Raw genomic sequence first — 16,443 nt, 5'->3', positions numbered from 1 at the left:
GGAGGATTCACCACCGGGCACGGTCTGCCCCCGTCATCGCAATCAAGAGAGTTTCCATCACAAGCACCGCGGTGACTCCACGCTCCAAACTCTGACGCGCATCCAAGATCGCATCAATCGTGGCAACAGTGTGCTCAGGACTGTGCGAATCTGCCACCCGGTGCAACGAGGCCGACCAGCCAGCATTGACAAGGCGAGCACCTCGCAGTGCATTCTCTTCTTCCGGGCGCACCGCACCGATCTGGATGGCCAGCACGTCACGATAGTAAGCCGTCAATTCCGTCAAAACGCGGTCCAGTGCGTCGCGCTGCAGCCGCTTCAACCGCGCAGATTGCTGGCGTTCTAGATCCCGGATTGCAGCTTGAGCATTGCGCGGTCGAGCACCAGAGGAACCGAAACCCAAAGCCTTTTCCAACTCGGCCCGCTCAGCAGCGTCAACCTCAGTAGTAGCGGCGGCAGCTTCCTCACCGGCCTGATTGACGAGATCCTCGGCTGCCCGCAAACAATCTCCCAGGCTCCGTAACCGAGTAGGCAGGTCACCGATGGCATCGCGCCGAGCGCGGGCCTCTTCGTCCCACGCAAGCCGCCGCGCCCGCCCAATATGGCCTTGACCAGCCCGAGCGGCTTCAGCAGCCACTTGTGGGGCAATGCCGTCACGTCGGACTAGCAGATCTGCCACAGCCTCGTCACGCGGCGTCGCCAAGTGAAGACGCCGACACCGTGACCTGATCGTGACGATGACGTCGTCTGGGGTGGGGGCGCACAGCAACCAGACCGTTTTCGGCGCAGGCTCCTCAATAGCTTTGAGCAAGGCGTCAGCTCCGCGTTCAGTAATGCGATCGGCATCCTCAATGACGACAACTTGGTGACGCCCATGCACCGGATTCAGCGCTGCCCGACGGACCAGCTCGCGGACCTCGTCGACGCCAATAGACAGCGTCTCAGTGCGCACAAGGGTGACGTCCGGATGAGCTCCTGACAAGGACGTTCGACAGGCATTGCACTGACCACAGCCGTGATTGTCGCACTGCAGAGCAGCCGCAAAAGCCTTCGCAGCATTCGACCGGCCCGATCCAGGAGGACCCGTTACCAGCCATGCGTGGCTCATGGTGTGAGAGAAGCGCCCGGGCTGCGACTCGACGGCACGGCGAAGCACCCCGACGGCCTTCTCTTGGCCCACGAGATCAGTCCACACGCCGGTCAACACATCGCCCACACCACCATCGTTGCAGATCAGCGCGACACTGCAACTACCACTGATCGAGAACGGCTACCGATCGAGACCTGCTACCGACCGAGCAAGCCAGCCACCCGGTGGCGGATAGCCTCACTGATCTGGGTGCGAGTATTCCGCGCGTTGAGGACGAGGTATCGTTGCGGATGGGCAGCGGCGAGGTCAAGGAAGTGCTGACGGACCCGAAGGTGGAACTCGTCGCCAGCAGCCTCCAAGCGATCTTTCGCGGCGATCTTGCCGGTACCTTCGCAGGGATCGACATCGAGCAGAACCGTCACGTCAGGTACCAGCCCAGCCGTCGCCCAGCGCGCGAGCTGACCGACCTCGTCGGGATCGAGGGCCCTGCCAGCCCCTTGATAAGCGATCGTCGAATCGACGTAGCGGTCACAAACGACGACCTTGCCTTCTCGCAGAGCTGGAATGACGACCTCGTCGAGGTGCTGCGCCTTGTCAGCGTTGTACAGCAATGCTTCAGCACGGGAGCAGATAGGGCCGGAATCAGGGGACAACACTAACTGCCGTATCCGCTGACCGAGCCAGGAATCTCCGGGCTCATAAGTCATGATGTGGGGAATTTCCTCAGCAGTCAGCCACTGGTCAAGCAGTCGCGACTGCGTCGTCTTACCTGCACCATCGCCACCCTCAAGAACGACGAATACGCCGCCAAGATCGCGACCGGTTACCGTGTCACCCATGGATAGCCTTAAGGATCTTGCGACGATGCTGAGGCCACGCGTCCCTAAACGATTGCTGGGCCGCGGATAACGCAGCCGAGGCGCGTTCTACCTCGCGTCCGGCCTCAAACGCTTCCTGAACAGACATCTCGCAGACGTCAACAACGTCACCCACCCTGCGCCTGGTAGGCACCATCTCCTTGACGACTGGACGCAGTCGCTTAGCCACCTTGTCGGCCCGACCAGTGTCAAGGATCTCGGCAACTGCCGCCGCGTGACGAACCGCAGCTTCAGCTGCCGACCATCCCTGCGAATCCTCAAGGTCATCGCACTTCGCCACTGCTTCAGCTACCGATTCCCGAAGCATGCGCTTCATGGTCGGGCGCGCAGGCTGATCAGGATCAACGGTCAGACGTGGGGAGCGCGCCGCCGCCGTGATCTCCTCAAGCAGCTGGTAATACTCCCGAGACACGTGGTGGATGCTGATGTGATGGGGATCCAAATCCAGCACTTGCGCACACAAGTTCTGGGCACGCTCAACCCAGGTGTGATCGAGCAGACCCGACATTGCGTCTAGCGACTGCGACAGCGCCCGGATCGCTTTCTGAAGCGGCCTAATAGACCCGTGGTTGCCGTCGTGGATGCTAGGAGCTGGCGTCGTCATCGGGTCGTATCCCATTCCCACCAGATCAGTGCGATCTGGTGACTCTGGGAGTACCCGCGGCTCGGTTCGCGTCGTCTCAGTTGGGCCTAAATCCATCCCCTGACAACGCGCGGCAACATCGACTTCGATAACGTCACGCAGCCGCCCCGCAAGCTGAGCTGACACCCACGTCTGCACCCCGGCACCATCATGAAGATGGGGGCGAGGATAGTCGGTGAGCGCGCCAGCGCCCGGGCCCAGTCGGCGCAACACCGACGGGTGCCGCGTAACCGGCACGGCACCCAAAGCCAAAATGCGGTTAGTGAGCCATTCTCGTTGACCATCGGTGAGGCCCCGTCGTGGGTTGATCGTCAACTCGCGAACCCGAGACGTCGTCACCCCTGACTGGACAACCGCAATACGGTCGTCGCGGATCAGGGCCAGCTTGGTGGAGTCCGGGGCCTCCAAGCCTGTCTCAGTGCGCTCCCACGACAGTGCCGCAACCGGGCACAGCGTCGCTCCGCGCAGGAAAGGACGAGCCAAGCAGGTGAAGTCTTGCGGCAATTCGCCAGCGGCATCGATGGCCACTGACCGGGCCACCGGAAGCCACGGGGACCACTCGGGAGCGTCCATGTACCACTCCCCTAGACCATCCACGACCCGGTGGGCAAGGACGATTCCCGACCTCAGCAGCCGATGATCCGGAGAGTCCAGCAAGGTGATGTCACACTCGATGGTTCGGCGGGCCCCAACGACAGCGCCGGTCGTACGCAGGCCGACGGGAGCCGGTCGAGCAGCGGTCCACGCCAACTCGAAGTACAACGGTTCGGTGCTGCCCGAACGCCACGCCGACGTCATCTCAGCGTCCTGAAGACGTCTTTGCGGTCGTCTTGGCCGACTTAGACGACTGTGCGCTCGCCGTCGACTTCTTTGCGGCGGCCTTAGTCTTCGCCGTGCCCGTGCGAGCGATCGCCTTCTTGCGAGCCGGGCTCTTCCTCTTGGTAGGTCCCTTGGCTCGCTTTTCGGCCAGCAACTCCTGGGCACGTTCCGGGGTAATGTCGTCGACCGAGTCGTCCTTACGGAGGGTCGCGTTAGTTTGACCGTCGGTAACATACGGGCCGAAACGCCCATCCTTGACGACGATGGGCCGCCCCGAATTCGGATCCTCGCCAAGTTCACGCAGCGGCGGTTTTGCCGCAGCACGCCCGCGCTGCTTCGGCTGGGCATAGATGGCCTCGGCCTGCTCCAAGGTGATAGAGAAAATCTCGTCCTCAGTGCCCAAGGAACGCGAGTCGGTGCCCTTCTTTAAATACGGGCCGTAGCGACCGTTCTGTGCGGTGATCTCGGTGCCGTCGGCCGCCGTTCCCACCACCCGAGGCAGCGAGAGCAACATGAGGGCCTCGTCAAGGGTGACGGTCTCAAGACTCATCGACCTGAACAAGCTAGCAGTGCGCGGCTTCACCTTGCGCTTGGTGCGACGCTTCTTGCCATCCTTCGTTGTCGTCTCCACGACTTCAGTGGCTTCGTCGTCGTCAAGGACCTCGGTAACGTACGGGCCAAAGCGACCGTTGCGGGCCACGATCGGACGATGGCTGTGCGGATCCAATCCGAGCTCACGATCTTGACCGTTCGGGCTTGCCAGCAGCTCTTTGGCGACATCGACGGTGAGCTCGTCGGGGGGCAGGGCGTCGTCGACATTGGCCCGGTTGCCTTCAGAATCCTCGATGTACGTGCCGTAGCGACCTACCCGGACGACGATGTCAGAGTCACCGAGTGGGAAGGTGCAGATCGTCCGGGCGTCAATATCACCGAGCTCGGTGACAAGCTCGTGCAGGCCCTCATGACCCTCGGTAGGGGTCGGAATGTCACCGTCATCGGACTTCGCGTCACCGAAATAGAAGGCCGAAAGAACCGCTACCCGATCGGCATTACCTTGAGCAATCTGATCGAGGGTCTCCTCCATGTCGGCGGTGAACTGGTAGTCGACAAGGTTGGAAAAATGCTCCTCCAACAACCTGGTGACGGCGAAAGCTAGCCAGGTCGGCACCAGAGCCGAGCCCCTCTTAAAAACGTAGTCGCGGCTGGTGATGGTGCGGATGATGGACGCGTATGTCGACGGGCGACCGATCTCGAGCTCCTCCAGCTTCGCCACCAAACTGGGCTCGGTGTAACGAGCGGGTGGACGAGTGTCGTGACCGTTAGGCGTCACCTCACGCGGATCCACATCTTGGCCCTTCGACAGCTGCGGCAAACGCTTCTGGGCGTCGTCGGAAGCTCCCTCGTCGACGGATTCAACATAAGCTCGCAGGAAGCCATGGAACGTGATAGTGCGCCCTGACGCCGTGAAAGTCGCCGTGGCGACGTCGCCGTCAGACAGGCTCACCGGCGAAGCCGGGGTGGCCTCAATGGTCACAGAAAGGGTCTCACCTTTAGCGTCAGCCATCTGGGAAGCGAGAGTTCGCATCCAGACCAGCTCGTACAGTTTGAACTCGTCGCCGCTCAGGCCAGTCTCAGCGGGAGTGCGGAAGTGTTCACCGGCGGGACGGATAGCCTCGTGGGCCTCCTGGGCGTTTTTCACCTTAGAGGCGTAGATACGCGGCTTGTCAGGAATGTAGTCAGCCCCGTAGAGCTCGGCAGCCTGACTGCGGGCGGCGTGAATAGCCTCCTCGGACAGCGCCACCGAATCGGTACGCATGTAGGTGATGTAACCGCCCTCGTAGAGATTCTGGGCCACCGACATCGTGCGTTGAGAGGTGAAACCGAGCTTGCGGCCTGCCTCCTGCTGCAGGGTCGTGGTGCGGAACGGGGCGTAGGGGCGGCGGGTGTACGGCTTCGACTCTACCTTGGTGACGGTGAATGGTGCCTTTCCAAGGGCTTTCGCAATGGTGGTTGCGGTGGCCTCGTCGAGGCGTCGCACCGCCGAGGTGAGGTTCCCGTGGGAGTCGAAGTCGCGACCAGTGGCAATTTTGGTGCCGTCAAGGCAGACCAAGCGAGCCTGGAACGTGTCCGAGCTCGCAGCAAGGGTGGCCTCCATGTCCCAGTAGTTCGCGCTGGTGAAGGCGATCCGCTCACGCTCGCGATCGACGACGAGACGGGTAGCCACCGACTGCACACGGCCTGCTGACAACCGCGGCAGGACCTTCTTCCACAGCACCGGGGAGACCTCGTAGCCGTAAAGACGGTCGAGAATGCGTCGGGTCTCCTGGGCGTCGACAAGGTCAGTATCGAGATCCCGAGTGTGAGCAACAGCCTCGTTGATGGCTTTTTCGGTGATCTCATTGAACACCATGCGGCGTACCGGCACTTTTGGCTTGAGTTCATCAAGCAGGTGCCACGCAATAGCCTCGCCCTCGCGGTCACCATCGGTGGCGAGTAACAGTTCGTCAGAGTCCTTCAGCAAACTCTTGAGCTCGCGAATCGTTGACCGCTTTTCTGGGGAGACGACGTAGATCGGGGTGAACTCGTTGTCGACGTTAACTCCGGTACGCGCCCACGACTCCCCCTTGTACTTGGCGGGGACCTCGGAAGCGCTCGTGGGCAAGTCTCGCACGTGACCCTGGCTGGCTCGCACGGTGTACTTGGGCCCCAGGTACCCGGCAATCATCGTGGCCTTATGGGGGGACTCGACGATGACGAGGCTCTTGGTCGGTGACATTCCTGCCTTCTCCGTTGACGTGATGTGGGCTGCCGGGCTGCCCGGAATGGACGGTCCGCGGCCCAATGTAGCGGCACCGTCGCCGGTGGTCGCGCGTCAACCGTAACAACAGCGGCCGCATCCGGCATCTCAGACTCGTCCAAGAAGCGACCAATTCGCCCCTCAACGGGCCCATGAGACGAACCAAAATCCACAGTTCACTGACCAGATCGCACAGCCACACCGACTAAGTCATGCTGCAGCGACGTGGAGCGGGGACGCGTCAGGATAACTTAGGCCGCTTCCAGAATGCCGTAGCGCAAGCACTTACGAACTAGAGGCAGCACCTCACTGAGCATAGCGTCACGGCCGACCTCAAGAATCGCACAGACGGCATCGGTGATCTGGGCCAAGGTGAGTTCCCCGTCGCACGCACCCAACACTCCGCCAGATGCCGTCGTCATGTCGACAGCCCGGCACAGCCCGCGACGTTGACGCAACACGATGTGCTCGGGGTCAGCGGCACCGGGACGCCCAGTCGCTTCACTGTCGACGTCAGGGGCGATGCGCCAGCGCCGGGCGAGGAGATCCTCGTCGTTGAGACGCGCCCACGTCACAGATTGGGCGTGCCGCGCCATCGTCTCACCAATCGGTTGGGCCACCTGCCAGGGCCACTCTTCGCAACACAGATCGGGATTATCCCGCCCCGCTTTGGTCACAATGATCCACCCCAAGGACACACCCGTGACGTCGAGATCGTCAAAGTAAGACAACCACTCGTCGTAGCGAGACCGCCATTGGGCTGACCCGTCCAATCCGGCATCGGTAAGCCAGGTCTCGATGTACTCATAAACGTCGAGGTGCTCGCGCTCAACGACCCACAGATCGCAACCGGTCCCCTCAACCCAGGTGGCAATCCTCTCAGACCATGGCTGGCGACCGATGTGAGCCCAGTTGGCGAGAACCTGAAGCATTCCGCCGTCGTTGAGATGGGCAGGGGCACCTCGGACCACAGCCTCCACCAAGCCATCCCCGGTGAACCCACCTTCTCGATAAATCAGTCGTTGACCCTCGCGGCTCGGTGGAGCCATAACGTAAGGCGGATTGGTGACGATGAGGTCGAACATGTCGCTTCCGCACGGGTCATACAGTGATCCGTCCCGGATCTCCACGTCAGCGTGAGAAAGGCGGCAGGTAAGGCGAGCCATCTCAAGGGCGCGAGGGTTAACGTCAGTGGCGACGACGTGGTCAGCGTGACGTGACAGGTGCAGCGACTGAACGCCGCAACCGCACCCCATGTCGAGGGCGCTCCCCACGTGAGTTGGTACTGCCATGTGGGTTAACGACACTGACGCCGGAGAGACGCCTAGTACGTAGTCAGGACGGGTTTTGGTAATGATCTTATCCAGGCCCGGGGTGAGGTCAGAAACTGTCCAGCCTGACGCGCCGTCATCGGGAGACCCGTAAGGACGCATCTCAACCAGGGCGCGCGCCATTGATCCTGTAATAGTCACAATGCCGGCCTCGGTGAGGGTTTGCAGCGGCAATGGCGCTAACTGTTCAACGGGAACGGGCTGCTGCAACAGCCATAGACGAATAGCCCCGGCCAGCACATCGGTGCGCCCTGCTAGCGCCCGCGATGCTGGTGTGGTGCTATTTCTGGTCAACCCAAGCTGCCCAGAGTCTCCGATGGCAGCCATGACGGGATCAGTGAGGTACCCGATGTCGGTGAAAATGTTGCGCAGCTGTTCGATCTCGTTGCCGGTGAGGTGTCTGCCCATAGTGGCAATCTTGGCGCGTGATCGTTCCATCTGTCCCATCAACCCGCGACGCCGTGTCGCGGCTGTTGGCCAGCCCTCAGGTGGTCTACCTCGATCATCGCAAGGCTGCAGCAGGCCGCAGCTGCGAGTGGCCGTCATGGTTTCCTGAGGATTGTCGTCGCGCTGTCGAAGCAGCCGGGATCCATCGGCCATGGCAACACCAGGCACGATTCGCCGAGCTGGCAAGAGCGGGCCGTCATGCAGCGATGTGCACCGCGACGGCGTCGGGAAAAACGTTGGCTTATTTGTTACCGATCATGGCTGCGACGGCATCGGCCACCCCGGTGCTGCCGCAGTCGCCAACTCCCGACCGACCAGCGTCCCTGCGGGATTCCCTGCACCGTAACACTGCCCTGTATCTGGCCCCCACGAAGGCCCTGGCTCATGACCAAGAACGGGTCTGCTGCGAGGTTGGGCCAACGGATTGGCTGGTTTCGACCCTCGATGGCGATTCTGATGAGGCTGAGCGTCGCTTCGCCAGGGAGCAGGCCCGATACGTCCTCACGAACCCGGACATGTTGCACCACACGGTGCTGCCGTCTCATGATCGGTGGGCTGGGTTGCTCGGAAGCCTGAGATATGTCGTCATCGACGAAGCTCACCGGTATCGCGGGGTTTTCGGCGCCCATGTGGCTCAAATCATCCGCCGACTTCGCAGGCTTTGTCGGATGCATGGCGCTGATCCGGTGTTCCTGTTATCCAGCGCGACCTCGACGAACGCCGCCGAGGCCGGGGCCCGTCTGCTCGGAGTAGAGAAGATCAACGTCGTTGACGAAGACTGTTCCCCTCACCCGGGCCGTGACGTCGTGCTGTGGCAGCCTGCCGAATCGATGTCCAGTGATGCGACAGGGCTGGTAGCCGATCTGGCCGACGCCGGATTGCAGACGATCTGTTTCGTCGCTTCGCGTTCCCTAGCAGAACTCATCTCTGCCCATGCGCAGGATCGGGTGACCAGCGAAGTCCAGGTGGCCTCGTATCGATCCGGGTACCTTCCCGAGGACCGACGACGCATCGAGGCCAGACTGCAGGACGGCTCAATTCGGGCTGTCGTCGCGACGAATGCCCTGGAATTAGGTGTGGATATATCGGGAATGGACGCCGTCGTCATCGCCGGGTACCCCGGACGACTGTCGGCCATGTGGCAACAGGCTGGCCGCGCCGGAAGGTCAGGACGTGACGCCTTGGTGGTGCTCATGGCCCGGGAGAATCCGCTGGATCAATACCTTTTTGGGCATCCGGAGTTGTTGTTCACCTCATCAGTGGAATCAACTGTCTTACATCCCGATAATCCGTATGTGCTTGGCCCGCATTTAGCTGCGGCTGCGCAAGAGGCATATCTGTCGCCTACCGACGAGGAGTTTTACGGGCCAGCCTTTACCGGGATGTGCGAGATGCTGGTAGCCCAAAACGTCCTGCGACGCCGTGGAAATCGGCTGTTTTGGACCCGCCCGGAGCGGGCCGTCGACGCCATTGATCTGCGGTCAGCGGCAGGCAAAGGGATTGACATTATCGATGTGTCTACCGGGAGGGTCGTCGGGGTGGTCGACGAAGCCGCTGCGGACCGCACTGTGCATCCAGGTGCGGTGTACTTGCATCAGGGGGATCAGTGGCTGGTGGATGAATACAACCCGACTGAACATCACGCCCTAGTACACCGGGACCTGCCGGGTTATTGGACTCAGCCGCAGTCGGCGTCGACGGTAAGAATCCTCCAGGAGGAGAAGCGTCGGGATTTTGGGCCGGGGTATGTGGCATTCGGGCAGGTGGAATTGACCGAGCAGGTTGTCGGATACCTGCGCCGCGACGAGATCACCAATGATGTGTGGGACTCTGCGGCTCTCGACATGCCCACCCACACCATGATCACGCAGGCGTGTTGGTGGGTCATTCCTGACACCGTCGTCGATGACCTTGCATTGGATGCCGTTCATCTCGCCGGAGCCGCTCACGGCGCTGAGCACACCGCCATCGGGCTCTTGCCGATGTTCTCGCCGTGTGACCGATGGGATGTTGGTGGCGTGTCGACTGTGATGCTGCCCGACACTGGGGCTTGCACCATCGTTGTCCATGACGGTCAGGCTGGTGGGGCTGGCTTTGCTGAATCAGGGTTTAACAAGGCCGAGGAGTGGTGGCACGCCACCGCCGTCCGGCTTGCCCAATGCGGCTGCGAGTCGGGGTGCCCGGCGTGTGTCGTCTCACCCAAGTGCGGCAACGCCAACCAAATGCTCAACAAGGCCGCAGCTGCCGCACTCACGGCTGCAATGGATCCGCTAGCTTAGCCGGTCACATCGTCGACAGCGCTCGTGTACCGCCGCCTCGCTCATTACGACCTCAATACACGGACCACCGACGTCCTGGGGACTACCCATGTTCTTCCACCGGTCGTTCCTCCTTTCACCAGGTTCTCACTCAACCGGGCCGGCCCGAGACGACTTCACCACTGTGCGAGGCATTCCCGGCAGCTCCCAACCGCGGTGCACCTGCACCTCTACCTCAACCGTCACGGATAACCCGCTTCCGCTGTCGACCACGCATGACGCCAGTTCGGCCCCATTGGCTCTGGCTGCGCGTTCAGCCACCGGGCAGCCGGGCTCCCCAACAGCCTGGGCTCCCCCAGCGGCCAGTGCGGCGATGTCAGCAATCTCTTCTGCACGATGAGCAGCTGACCACCACCCGGTAACGAGCAGTGACATCCACACTGCCGCAACAAACCCCACCCCGACAGCCGCCAGCAGTAGGGTCCCCGAGCCTCGTTCCCTGGCCGCCTTAGCGCCATGCGGCCGCACTCTTAAGCACGTGACCTTCGTCATGATTGCCCCGGTTCCATCGGAGAGCGAGCCTGCCCGCGCAGGTGTACCGGACCGATCCTCCCCAACGATCGGTCAACCCGAACAGTCACGGTCACCCAGCCACCAGACGTGGAAGTGGACACCTTCGCCCCAGTAGGTGCGTTTCTTTCAGCCTGTCGAGCTGACTCCGTATCTCCACGGGCCACCTGACGGGCCACCTGCGCAGCCGTTGTACGGCACGCGTCCTCAACGACCACTAACCCCACCACCCAGCAGCTGGCTACCACCACCAAGGCGGCCGCGATGAGACTGACAGCCAACTCGACCGTCACCATTCCCCGCGACAGGTACTGCCGGGATCGCCGCGGGGAGCGACCCAGCGTGGCGGATGCCCCAGAGCGCCCGCCACGACGAGTCAGCCGGATCACGGCAGCATGCCTCCCGCCTTACCAATGATGCTGACGACCAGCTTCAGCAACTTTGTGAAGACCTCTTGATGGGTAATGATCTTGAGTAAGACCAGGGCTAGCGCGACGGCGGCAAGCATGCCGACGGCGTACTCCGCGGTGGCCATACCTCGACCAACGATCTTGTTACGCGCTACGCGGTAACGTCGTCGATAACGGGGTTGTGCCGCATCGGTCGCGCCGACCAGGTCGAGAGACCTAGCAGAGATGACGGGTTCCGTCGTTGGATCGGTGTTCTCAGACACTGTCGTCTCCTGTCTGTTCATCCGGCCGGGCCATTCCCGACCTTTGTGAGACCCTCGCCTCACACCTTCAGTTGTCGTCGGAACCACCGAAATTCGTCAGCCAGTTTTATTTCTGTGGATAACCTGCCAGCGACCACCCAAGTCCCTTGTGGACAACCACCTCCGAACAGCATGATGCGGGCCATGCCGTAAGGGCACAGCCCGCATCGTCACAGCGCTCCCAGCACCATCCCGGCGATAATTGGTACCACCCCTACTAGCAGGAAAGCCGGCAAGTGACAGCACACCAATGGACCGATGGCGTCGACACCAGCTTTGCGCGCGCTCTTCTCGGCCTTTTCTGCGGCCGCGACTTGCAGCTGCGCAGCGTGAGCTGACAACAGCTCACTTATCCCTTCACCAGAGTTCACGGCTCGTGAGACATCCTGAGCTGGATCACGCCACACCGTCACCGATGCGAGATCGTTCCACGCTGTTGAGTCCGGGACGCCTGCCGCCAAGGCTAACGCCAATCGACGCAGGTCCTCAGCACATGGCCCTTCTAACGAGTCGGCGACGGTCGTTACTGCCGCTCGCAAAGGCAGACCAGCCTCCATCGCACTCGCAAGCATCATGAGTGTCTCAGGCAGTTGTGCCGCGCGGCGCTGTTCTACGCGTCTATGTCCCGCAGACTCAAGTCGGCCAGTCCCCCACCACACCACTGTCCCTCCCAATGCGGATAACCCCGCCGTCACTGGAAGTGGCCATGGCAAGCCTGCAAAGATCGCACAAGCCGCCACCAGCCCGGCCAGCACCCTCAGCTGCGGGGCTGGAGCACCGGGGCGGGGGACCAGCCACGGCGGAGGTGGCTTCTCATCGTCAGTGCGTGCCCGCGCTGCCGGTAAGACGGCCATCCACGCTGCCATCCCGGCTAGAACCATTGCCGTGAGGAGGGTCACCGTCCCATCAATGTCGGTCATGGCAGCGCCTGCCTCGCCACTCGATCGGCCAGAGACTCACTCCACAACACCCCAATACATGCCAGGAGAGTCGATCCCAGCAGGCAGGCCCGCCCTAACCATGTGGTCGTAAGGAATACCGTTGGACGCGCCCCAACAACATGGCCCATGAGTAAGCCGACTAGGGGTAACAGACCCATGATCCGTCCCGACGCCCGGGCAGCCGCGAGTTCGGAGTCGAGGGTGGCTTCCAGTCGCGCTCGTCGGGCTGTCCCTTGCGCCACAGATCTCGCCGCTGGGGCAAGCGGCGCACCTGTCGCCGCCGCCAACTGCCAAGCATGGGCTAGTGGCAGCAAGCCAGCCATCCCCGGTTGTCGAGAGGTCGCCACGAGAGCGTCGGGGACGCTTCCTCCTACTGCCTGAGCCCGCCTAGCCTGGGCCAATACGTCGACGTCGTCAGCCACATGCTCTAAAGCCACCGCGGGGATCTCCCCCACCGACACCCGTCCAGCAAGCGCCCGCGTCGCCCGAGCCACCTCGCGACCGCCCTTAAGAATCTGAGCTCGTCGACGCTGACGCTGCACAACGACGAACACCGTCGCGACCACAGCCACCGCCATGACGGCCCACACCACGCCGCTCGCGCCAAAAACCATCCACGACACTACAAACCCCACTGGGATTGCGAACCATGTTGGTAGACGCCGCTCCTCCTGGTTCCTCACAGCCGGTGGCGTCATCATCCATACCGACAAACCCATCAGCACAGCCGCCCCGATGACTGTCATCGCGCCACCTCCATTCCAAGCAACTGAGACAACCTGCCCGCACCGTCGCCACAAGACATGATTCCGTCGGAGTCCCACCGCACGGCAGGCAAAACCACAGCGCGGCCCCCTGCATCAGCGAAGACCCCGATCTCTGCTACCCGTCGTCCCTTCTCTCCTCTTTCCACGTGGATGACGGCGTGGAGGGCTGCCGTGATTTGAGCCGATGCTGCCTCACGAGATAGCCCTCCCAGTGCCGCCAGTGCTTCCAGCCGGGCCGGCACTTCGGCTACACCATTGGCGTGCACCGTCCCGCAGCCGCCCTCGTGGCCAGTGTTGAGAGCCATGAGGAGGTCCCGCAGTTCCGCCCCTCGCACCTCTCCAAGGACGATTCGGTCGGGCCTCATTCTCAAGCACTGGCGGACCAAATCGGTCAGTGTCACCGAGCCTTTGCCCTCAGAGTTGGCTGCACGGGCCTCCATTGACACCCAATGCGGATGGTCGATCCAGATCTCCCGGGAGTCCTCGACGATGACCAGTCTTTGGTCCGGCGGCAAGCTGGTCAGCATCGCTGCAAGCAGGGTCGTCTTACCGGTTCCGGTGCCCCCAGTCACTAAGAAGGCCAGCTTTCGACCCAAGATCGCGTCGATCATCTGTCGGCATCTCGGTGCCATCGAGCCCCCGGCAACCCAGTCGTCCAGGGACAGACAGCGTCGTGATGGCACTCGCAGACTGAGGCAGGTCCCCGGCCTAGCCAGCACGTCCAAGACAGCGTGAACCCGGGTACCGTCGGGTAGCCGAGCATCCACCCACGGATTACCGTCGTCGAGTCGACGCCCCACCGCGGCGGCCAGGCGCACAGCGAGAGCCCTCACTTCCTCAGGTCCGCTAAAGGTGACGTCGGTGAGTTCCAAGCCTTGCCCGCGGTCGATAAACACTTGGTCGGGGCCGTTAACGAGGACGTCTGTGACCCCGTCCATGACGAGCAAGGTGTCTAATCGTCCCGCCCCAGTGCTCGTGCGACGCAGCTCTTCGACGACCGATAGCACGGTTTTGTCTGAAGCCACCCGGCCACAGTCGAGAATGGCGTGAGCAACATCCATCGGCGTCCAGTCTCGCGCAAGGCCAGCCAGTTGGCGTCGCACCTGCTCGACGAGTTGGAGGTCTGGCCCGTCCCCGCTCATGATCCGATCACCTGCTCGACAAGCTCTGCGCACCCGCGCCGCCATCGTCGAGAGGCCATCACCCATGGCGGTTCCCCATCGCTGTGGCCACGAGCCAATCGGCGGTCATCGTTGATCGTCAGGTCTGGCCGGACTCCCAACACCGATTCGACGTCGTCGTCAGGCATAGATCGCCCAGGACCACGACGCGCTACGAGCACATCAGGAAGGTCCCGCCTCCTGGCCGTCATGACCGATCTCAGGTCAGCGGCCACCACGCCAACCTTGACGTCTACCGTGACCTCCGGGGCATCGAGACCTCCCGGATCCACGACGACAAGATCGTGATCTCCGGCCAAGGAATCGACCACGGCCCTACGAGCTGCCGGCGGCACATAAGCATTGACCCTGCCCGCACTCACAACCTCGACCCCGTCGAGGGATGGCAAGTGAGAGCCTAGATCGGTCGTCACCCCGCGAGCCGACGCCAACTCGGGCCAACGCCATCCGTCCTTTCTCTCAATACCTAACAGCAGGTCGATCCCACCGACGCTGGCATCAAGTTCAACCAGCCCGACCCTCATCCCCAGCCTCGCAGCAGCCCACGCCAAACCCGCTGCCAATGTGCTCACCCCGGTTCCTCCTCCGCTCGACCTCACCTGGACGACGGTGGCCCTCGACGTCGTCGCTAATTCGTCATGAAGGATTTCGGTAAGCACCTGGTTGGCTTGCGGTATGACGATGACGCTGGCCGATAGTCCAGCCGACCAGCGTGCCGCCTCCTCAGCGTCGAAGCCGACGACGTGAGTGCCGGGCCGTGGCGGTAGACCCCACGCCATGACCGACCCAGCCATGTCCGCCCCTACCAGCAACGGGCTATGCCTCGGCCACGCCTGCGAGACGGCTTCACGGTCCCCCACAACATCGACGCCGACCCCACCACTGGCAGCTACTGATCCGACGACCTCCGCCAAACGACCGTCCCGAGTCACCAAGACAACCGCTGTCTCCTCCGGGGCAGCACTGGGCGCAGGCCGACCCGACGCACCGTCCTGTCGCTGTCTAAGAGTTTTCATACCTTCAGTTATCGTCGGAGGCTGCGGAATCCATCACCTCACTTCAGATCTGTGGATAACTGCCTCACCTCACCGGTGACCCGCTGTGGACAACCCCCTAGACGACGATTCCCTCGACAGTCGAGGCCATTACAATTGGGGCCATGGCAGTCTCCTCTACACCGCATCTACCCAGCGGCACATTCGACTGGCTGACTGCCGGACGTGTCAACCCGGGTGACCGAGTCATTGTGCTGTGCCCGACTGTCACTCATTGCCGTGCCGTAGCCTCTCACGGCGCTGACGTCCTTGCCGTACATCGCGATCCTGATGCGGCTGCGAGACTTAACCGCATCCCCGGTGTTATGGCCGTCTGCGGTGCCCCAGAATCGCTGCCCCTCAATTCCGCCTGTTTCGACGCTGTCGTGGTACACCAGGGCTTTCACGAACTCGCCCCCGGCCTCGTCTTGCCCGAAATCGCCCGCGTCCTACGCCCAGGCAGCGTCCTCGGCGTCTCGTGGCTCGTCCGCGATGACACCATCCCGTGGGTCAAGCGTCTTGCGGCACTCCTACGTACCGTCGACGAGAGCGCTATGAGCGGCGACTACGGCACCGAGTCAGTAAACGAACTCATCTCCAGCACATACTTCCCAGAGGACGAACACACCACCAAGCGCCTGTGGGTGCCGGTCGACCGCGACTCTCTCATCGCGATGGCTGCGGCCCGGCCAGCAGTGCGAGCCCTTGATTCTGACGCCCGCTCCGAATTACTCACGAAGGTTGCCGCACTTGCCGACGATTCTGCCGGAACGAGCGGGTTGCGTCTGCCCTATCAACTGGAATGCTGGCGCGCCTGGGTCGACCACGACGAGCTCACCAGCCCTATTGGTCGGGTCGATGACGGCCTGACGATCACTCTTTGAGGCCACTCCAACCGCTGTCATCCCTCGTCAACCGCGCCCCGACAAGGCTGTCCAGCACGTGAACGAGATTGGTGACGTTACACCCATTTGG

General features: G+C 62.3%; 14 protein-coding genes. 2 read left to right on the top strand and 12 right to left on the bottom strand.

What is annotated here, in order from left to right:
• Window positions 1-7: 7 nt before the first annotated feature.
• From FYJ43_RS02320 to FYJ43_RS02300, 5 genes are all read right to left on the bottom strand, one after another.
• Window positions 8-1,216, bottom strand: a complete 1,209-nt coding sequence (locus FYJ43_RS02320) for a DNA polymerase III subunit delta' (protein WP_326833242.1) — start codon at window positions 1,214-1,216, stop codon at window positions 8-10.
• 71 nt (window positions 1,217-1,287) lie between these two features.
• On the bottom strand, window positions 1,288-1,929 hold the full coding sequence (gene tmk / locus FYJ43_RS02315; protein ID WP_154561573.1) for a dTMP kinase: 642 nt from the start codon (window positions 1,927-1,929) through the stop codon (window positions 1,288-1,290).
• On the bottom strand, window positions 1,922-3,409 hold the full coding sequence (locus tag FYJ43_RS02310; protein WP_154561571.1) for a hypothetical protein: 1,488 nt from the start codon (window positions 3,407-3,409) through the stop codon (window positions 1,922-1,924). Before FYJ43_RS02310 ends, tmk begins: the two co-directional genes overlap by 8 nt.
• A 1-nt stretch (window position 3,410) precedes the next feature.
• On the bottom strand, window positions 3,411-6,206 hold the full coding sequence (gene topA, locus FYJ43_RS02305) for a type I DNA topoisomerase (RefSeq protein ID WP_154561569.1): 2,796 nt from the start codon (window positions 6,204-6,206) through the stop codon (window positions 3,411-3,413).
• A gap of 272 nt (window positions 6,207-6,478) precedes the next feature.
• A complete protein-coding gene (locus tag FYJ43_RS02300; protein ID WP_154561567.1) occupies window positions 6,479-7,996 on the bottom strand; it encodes a methyltransferase in 1,518 nt (505 codons plus the stop codon).
• Here FYJ43_RS02300 and FYJ43_RS02295 point away from each other — a divergent pair.
• A complete protein-coding gene (locus tag FYJ43_RS02295) occupies window positions 7,984-10,284 on the top strand; it encodes a DEAD/DEAH box helicase (protein ID WP_326833241.1) in 2,301 nt (766 codons plus the stop codon). The genes FYJ43_RS02300 and FYJ43_RS02295 overlap by 13 nt on opposite strands.
• A gap of 126 nt (window positions 10,285-10,410) precedes the next feature.
• Here the strand turns inward: FYJ43_RS02295 and FYJ43_RS02290 are convergent, their stop codons facing one another.
• From FYJ43_RS02290 to ssd, 7 genes are all read right to left on the bottom strand, one after another.
• Window positions 10,411-10,815 (bottom strand): Rv3654c family TadE-like protein, encoded by a 405-nt coding sequence (locus FYJ43_RS02290; RefSeq protein ID WP_154561565.1) that lies wholly within the window; start codon window positions 10,813-10,815, stop codon window positions 10,411-10,413.
• Entirely contained in the window at window positions 10,812-11,129 is a 318-nt protein-coding gene (locus FYJ43_RS02285) for a TadE family type IV pilus minor pilin (RefSeq protein ID WP_154562152.1), read from the bottom strand. The genes FYJ43_RS02290 and FYJ43_RS02285 overlap by 4 nt, the downstream gene beginning before the upstream one ends.
• A gap of 89 nt (window positions 11,130-11,218) precedes the next feature.
• Entirely contained in the window at window positions 11,219-11,506 is a 288-nt protein-coding gene (locus tag FYJ43_RS02280) for a DUF4244 domain-containing protein (protein WP_326833240.1), read from the bottom strand.
• 209 nt (window positions 11,507-11,715) lie between these two features.
• Window positions 11,716-12,465: a type II secretion system F family protein gene (locus FYJ43_RS12450; RefSeq protein WP_195839856.1), complete on the bottom strand. Its 750-nt coding sequence runs from the start codon at window positions 12,463-12,465 to the stop codon at window positions 11,716-11,718.
• Window positions 12,462-13,232 (bottom strand): type II secretion system F family protein, encoded by a 771-nt coding sequence (locus FYJ43_RS02265; protein ID WP_154561561.1) that lies wholly within the window; start codon window positions 13,230-13,232, stop codon window positions 12,462-12,464. Before FYJ43_RS02265 ends, FYJ43_RS12450 begins: the two co-directional genes overlap by 4 nt.
• Window positions 13,229-14,395: a TadA family conjugal transfer-associated ATPase gene (locus FYJ43_RS02260; RefSeq protein ID WP_154561559.1), complete on the bottom strand. Its 1,167-nt coding sequence runs from the start codon at window positions 14,393-14,395 to the stop codon at window positions 13,229-13,231. Before FYJ43_RS02260 ends, FYJ43_RS02265 begins: the two co-directional genes overlap by 4 nt.
• Window positions 14,392-15,450: a septum site-determining protein Ssd gene (gene ssd, locus FYJ43_RS02255; RefSeq protein WP_154561557.1), complete on the bottom strand. Its 1,059-nt coding sequence runs from the start codon at window positions 15,448-15,450 to the stop codon at window positions 14,392-14,394. The genes FYJ43_RS02260 and ssd overlap by 4 nt, the downstream gene beginning before the upstream one ends.
• A 230-nt stretch (window positions 15,451-15,680) precedes the next feature.
• On the opposite strand from ssd, the gene FYJ43_RS02250 reads away from it, so the two are divergent.
• Window positions 15,681-16,352 (top strand): class I SAM-dependent methyltransferase, encoded by a 672-nt coding sequence (locus FYJ43_RS02250; protein WP_326833307.1) that lies wholly within the window; start codon window positions 15,681-15,683, stop codon window positions 16,350-16,352.
• Window positions 16,353-16,443: the final 91 nt, after the last annotated feature.

The sequence above is a fragment of the Cutibacterium porci genome (assembly GCF_009696315.1).
GTDB lineage: Bacteria > Actinomycetota > Actinomycetes > Propionibacteriales > Propionibacteriaceae > Cutibacterium > Cutibacterium porci.
This window is presented reverse-complemented; position numbering and strand designations above follow the sequence as displayed.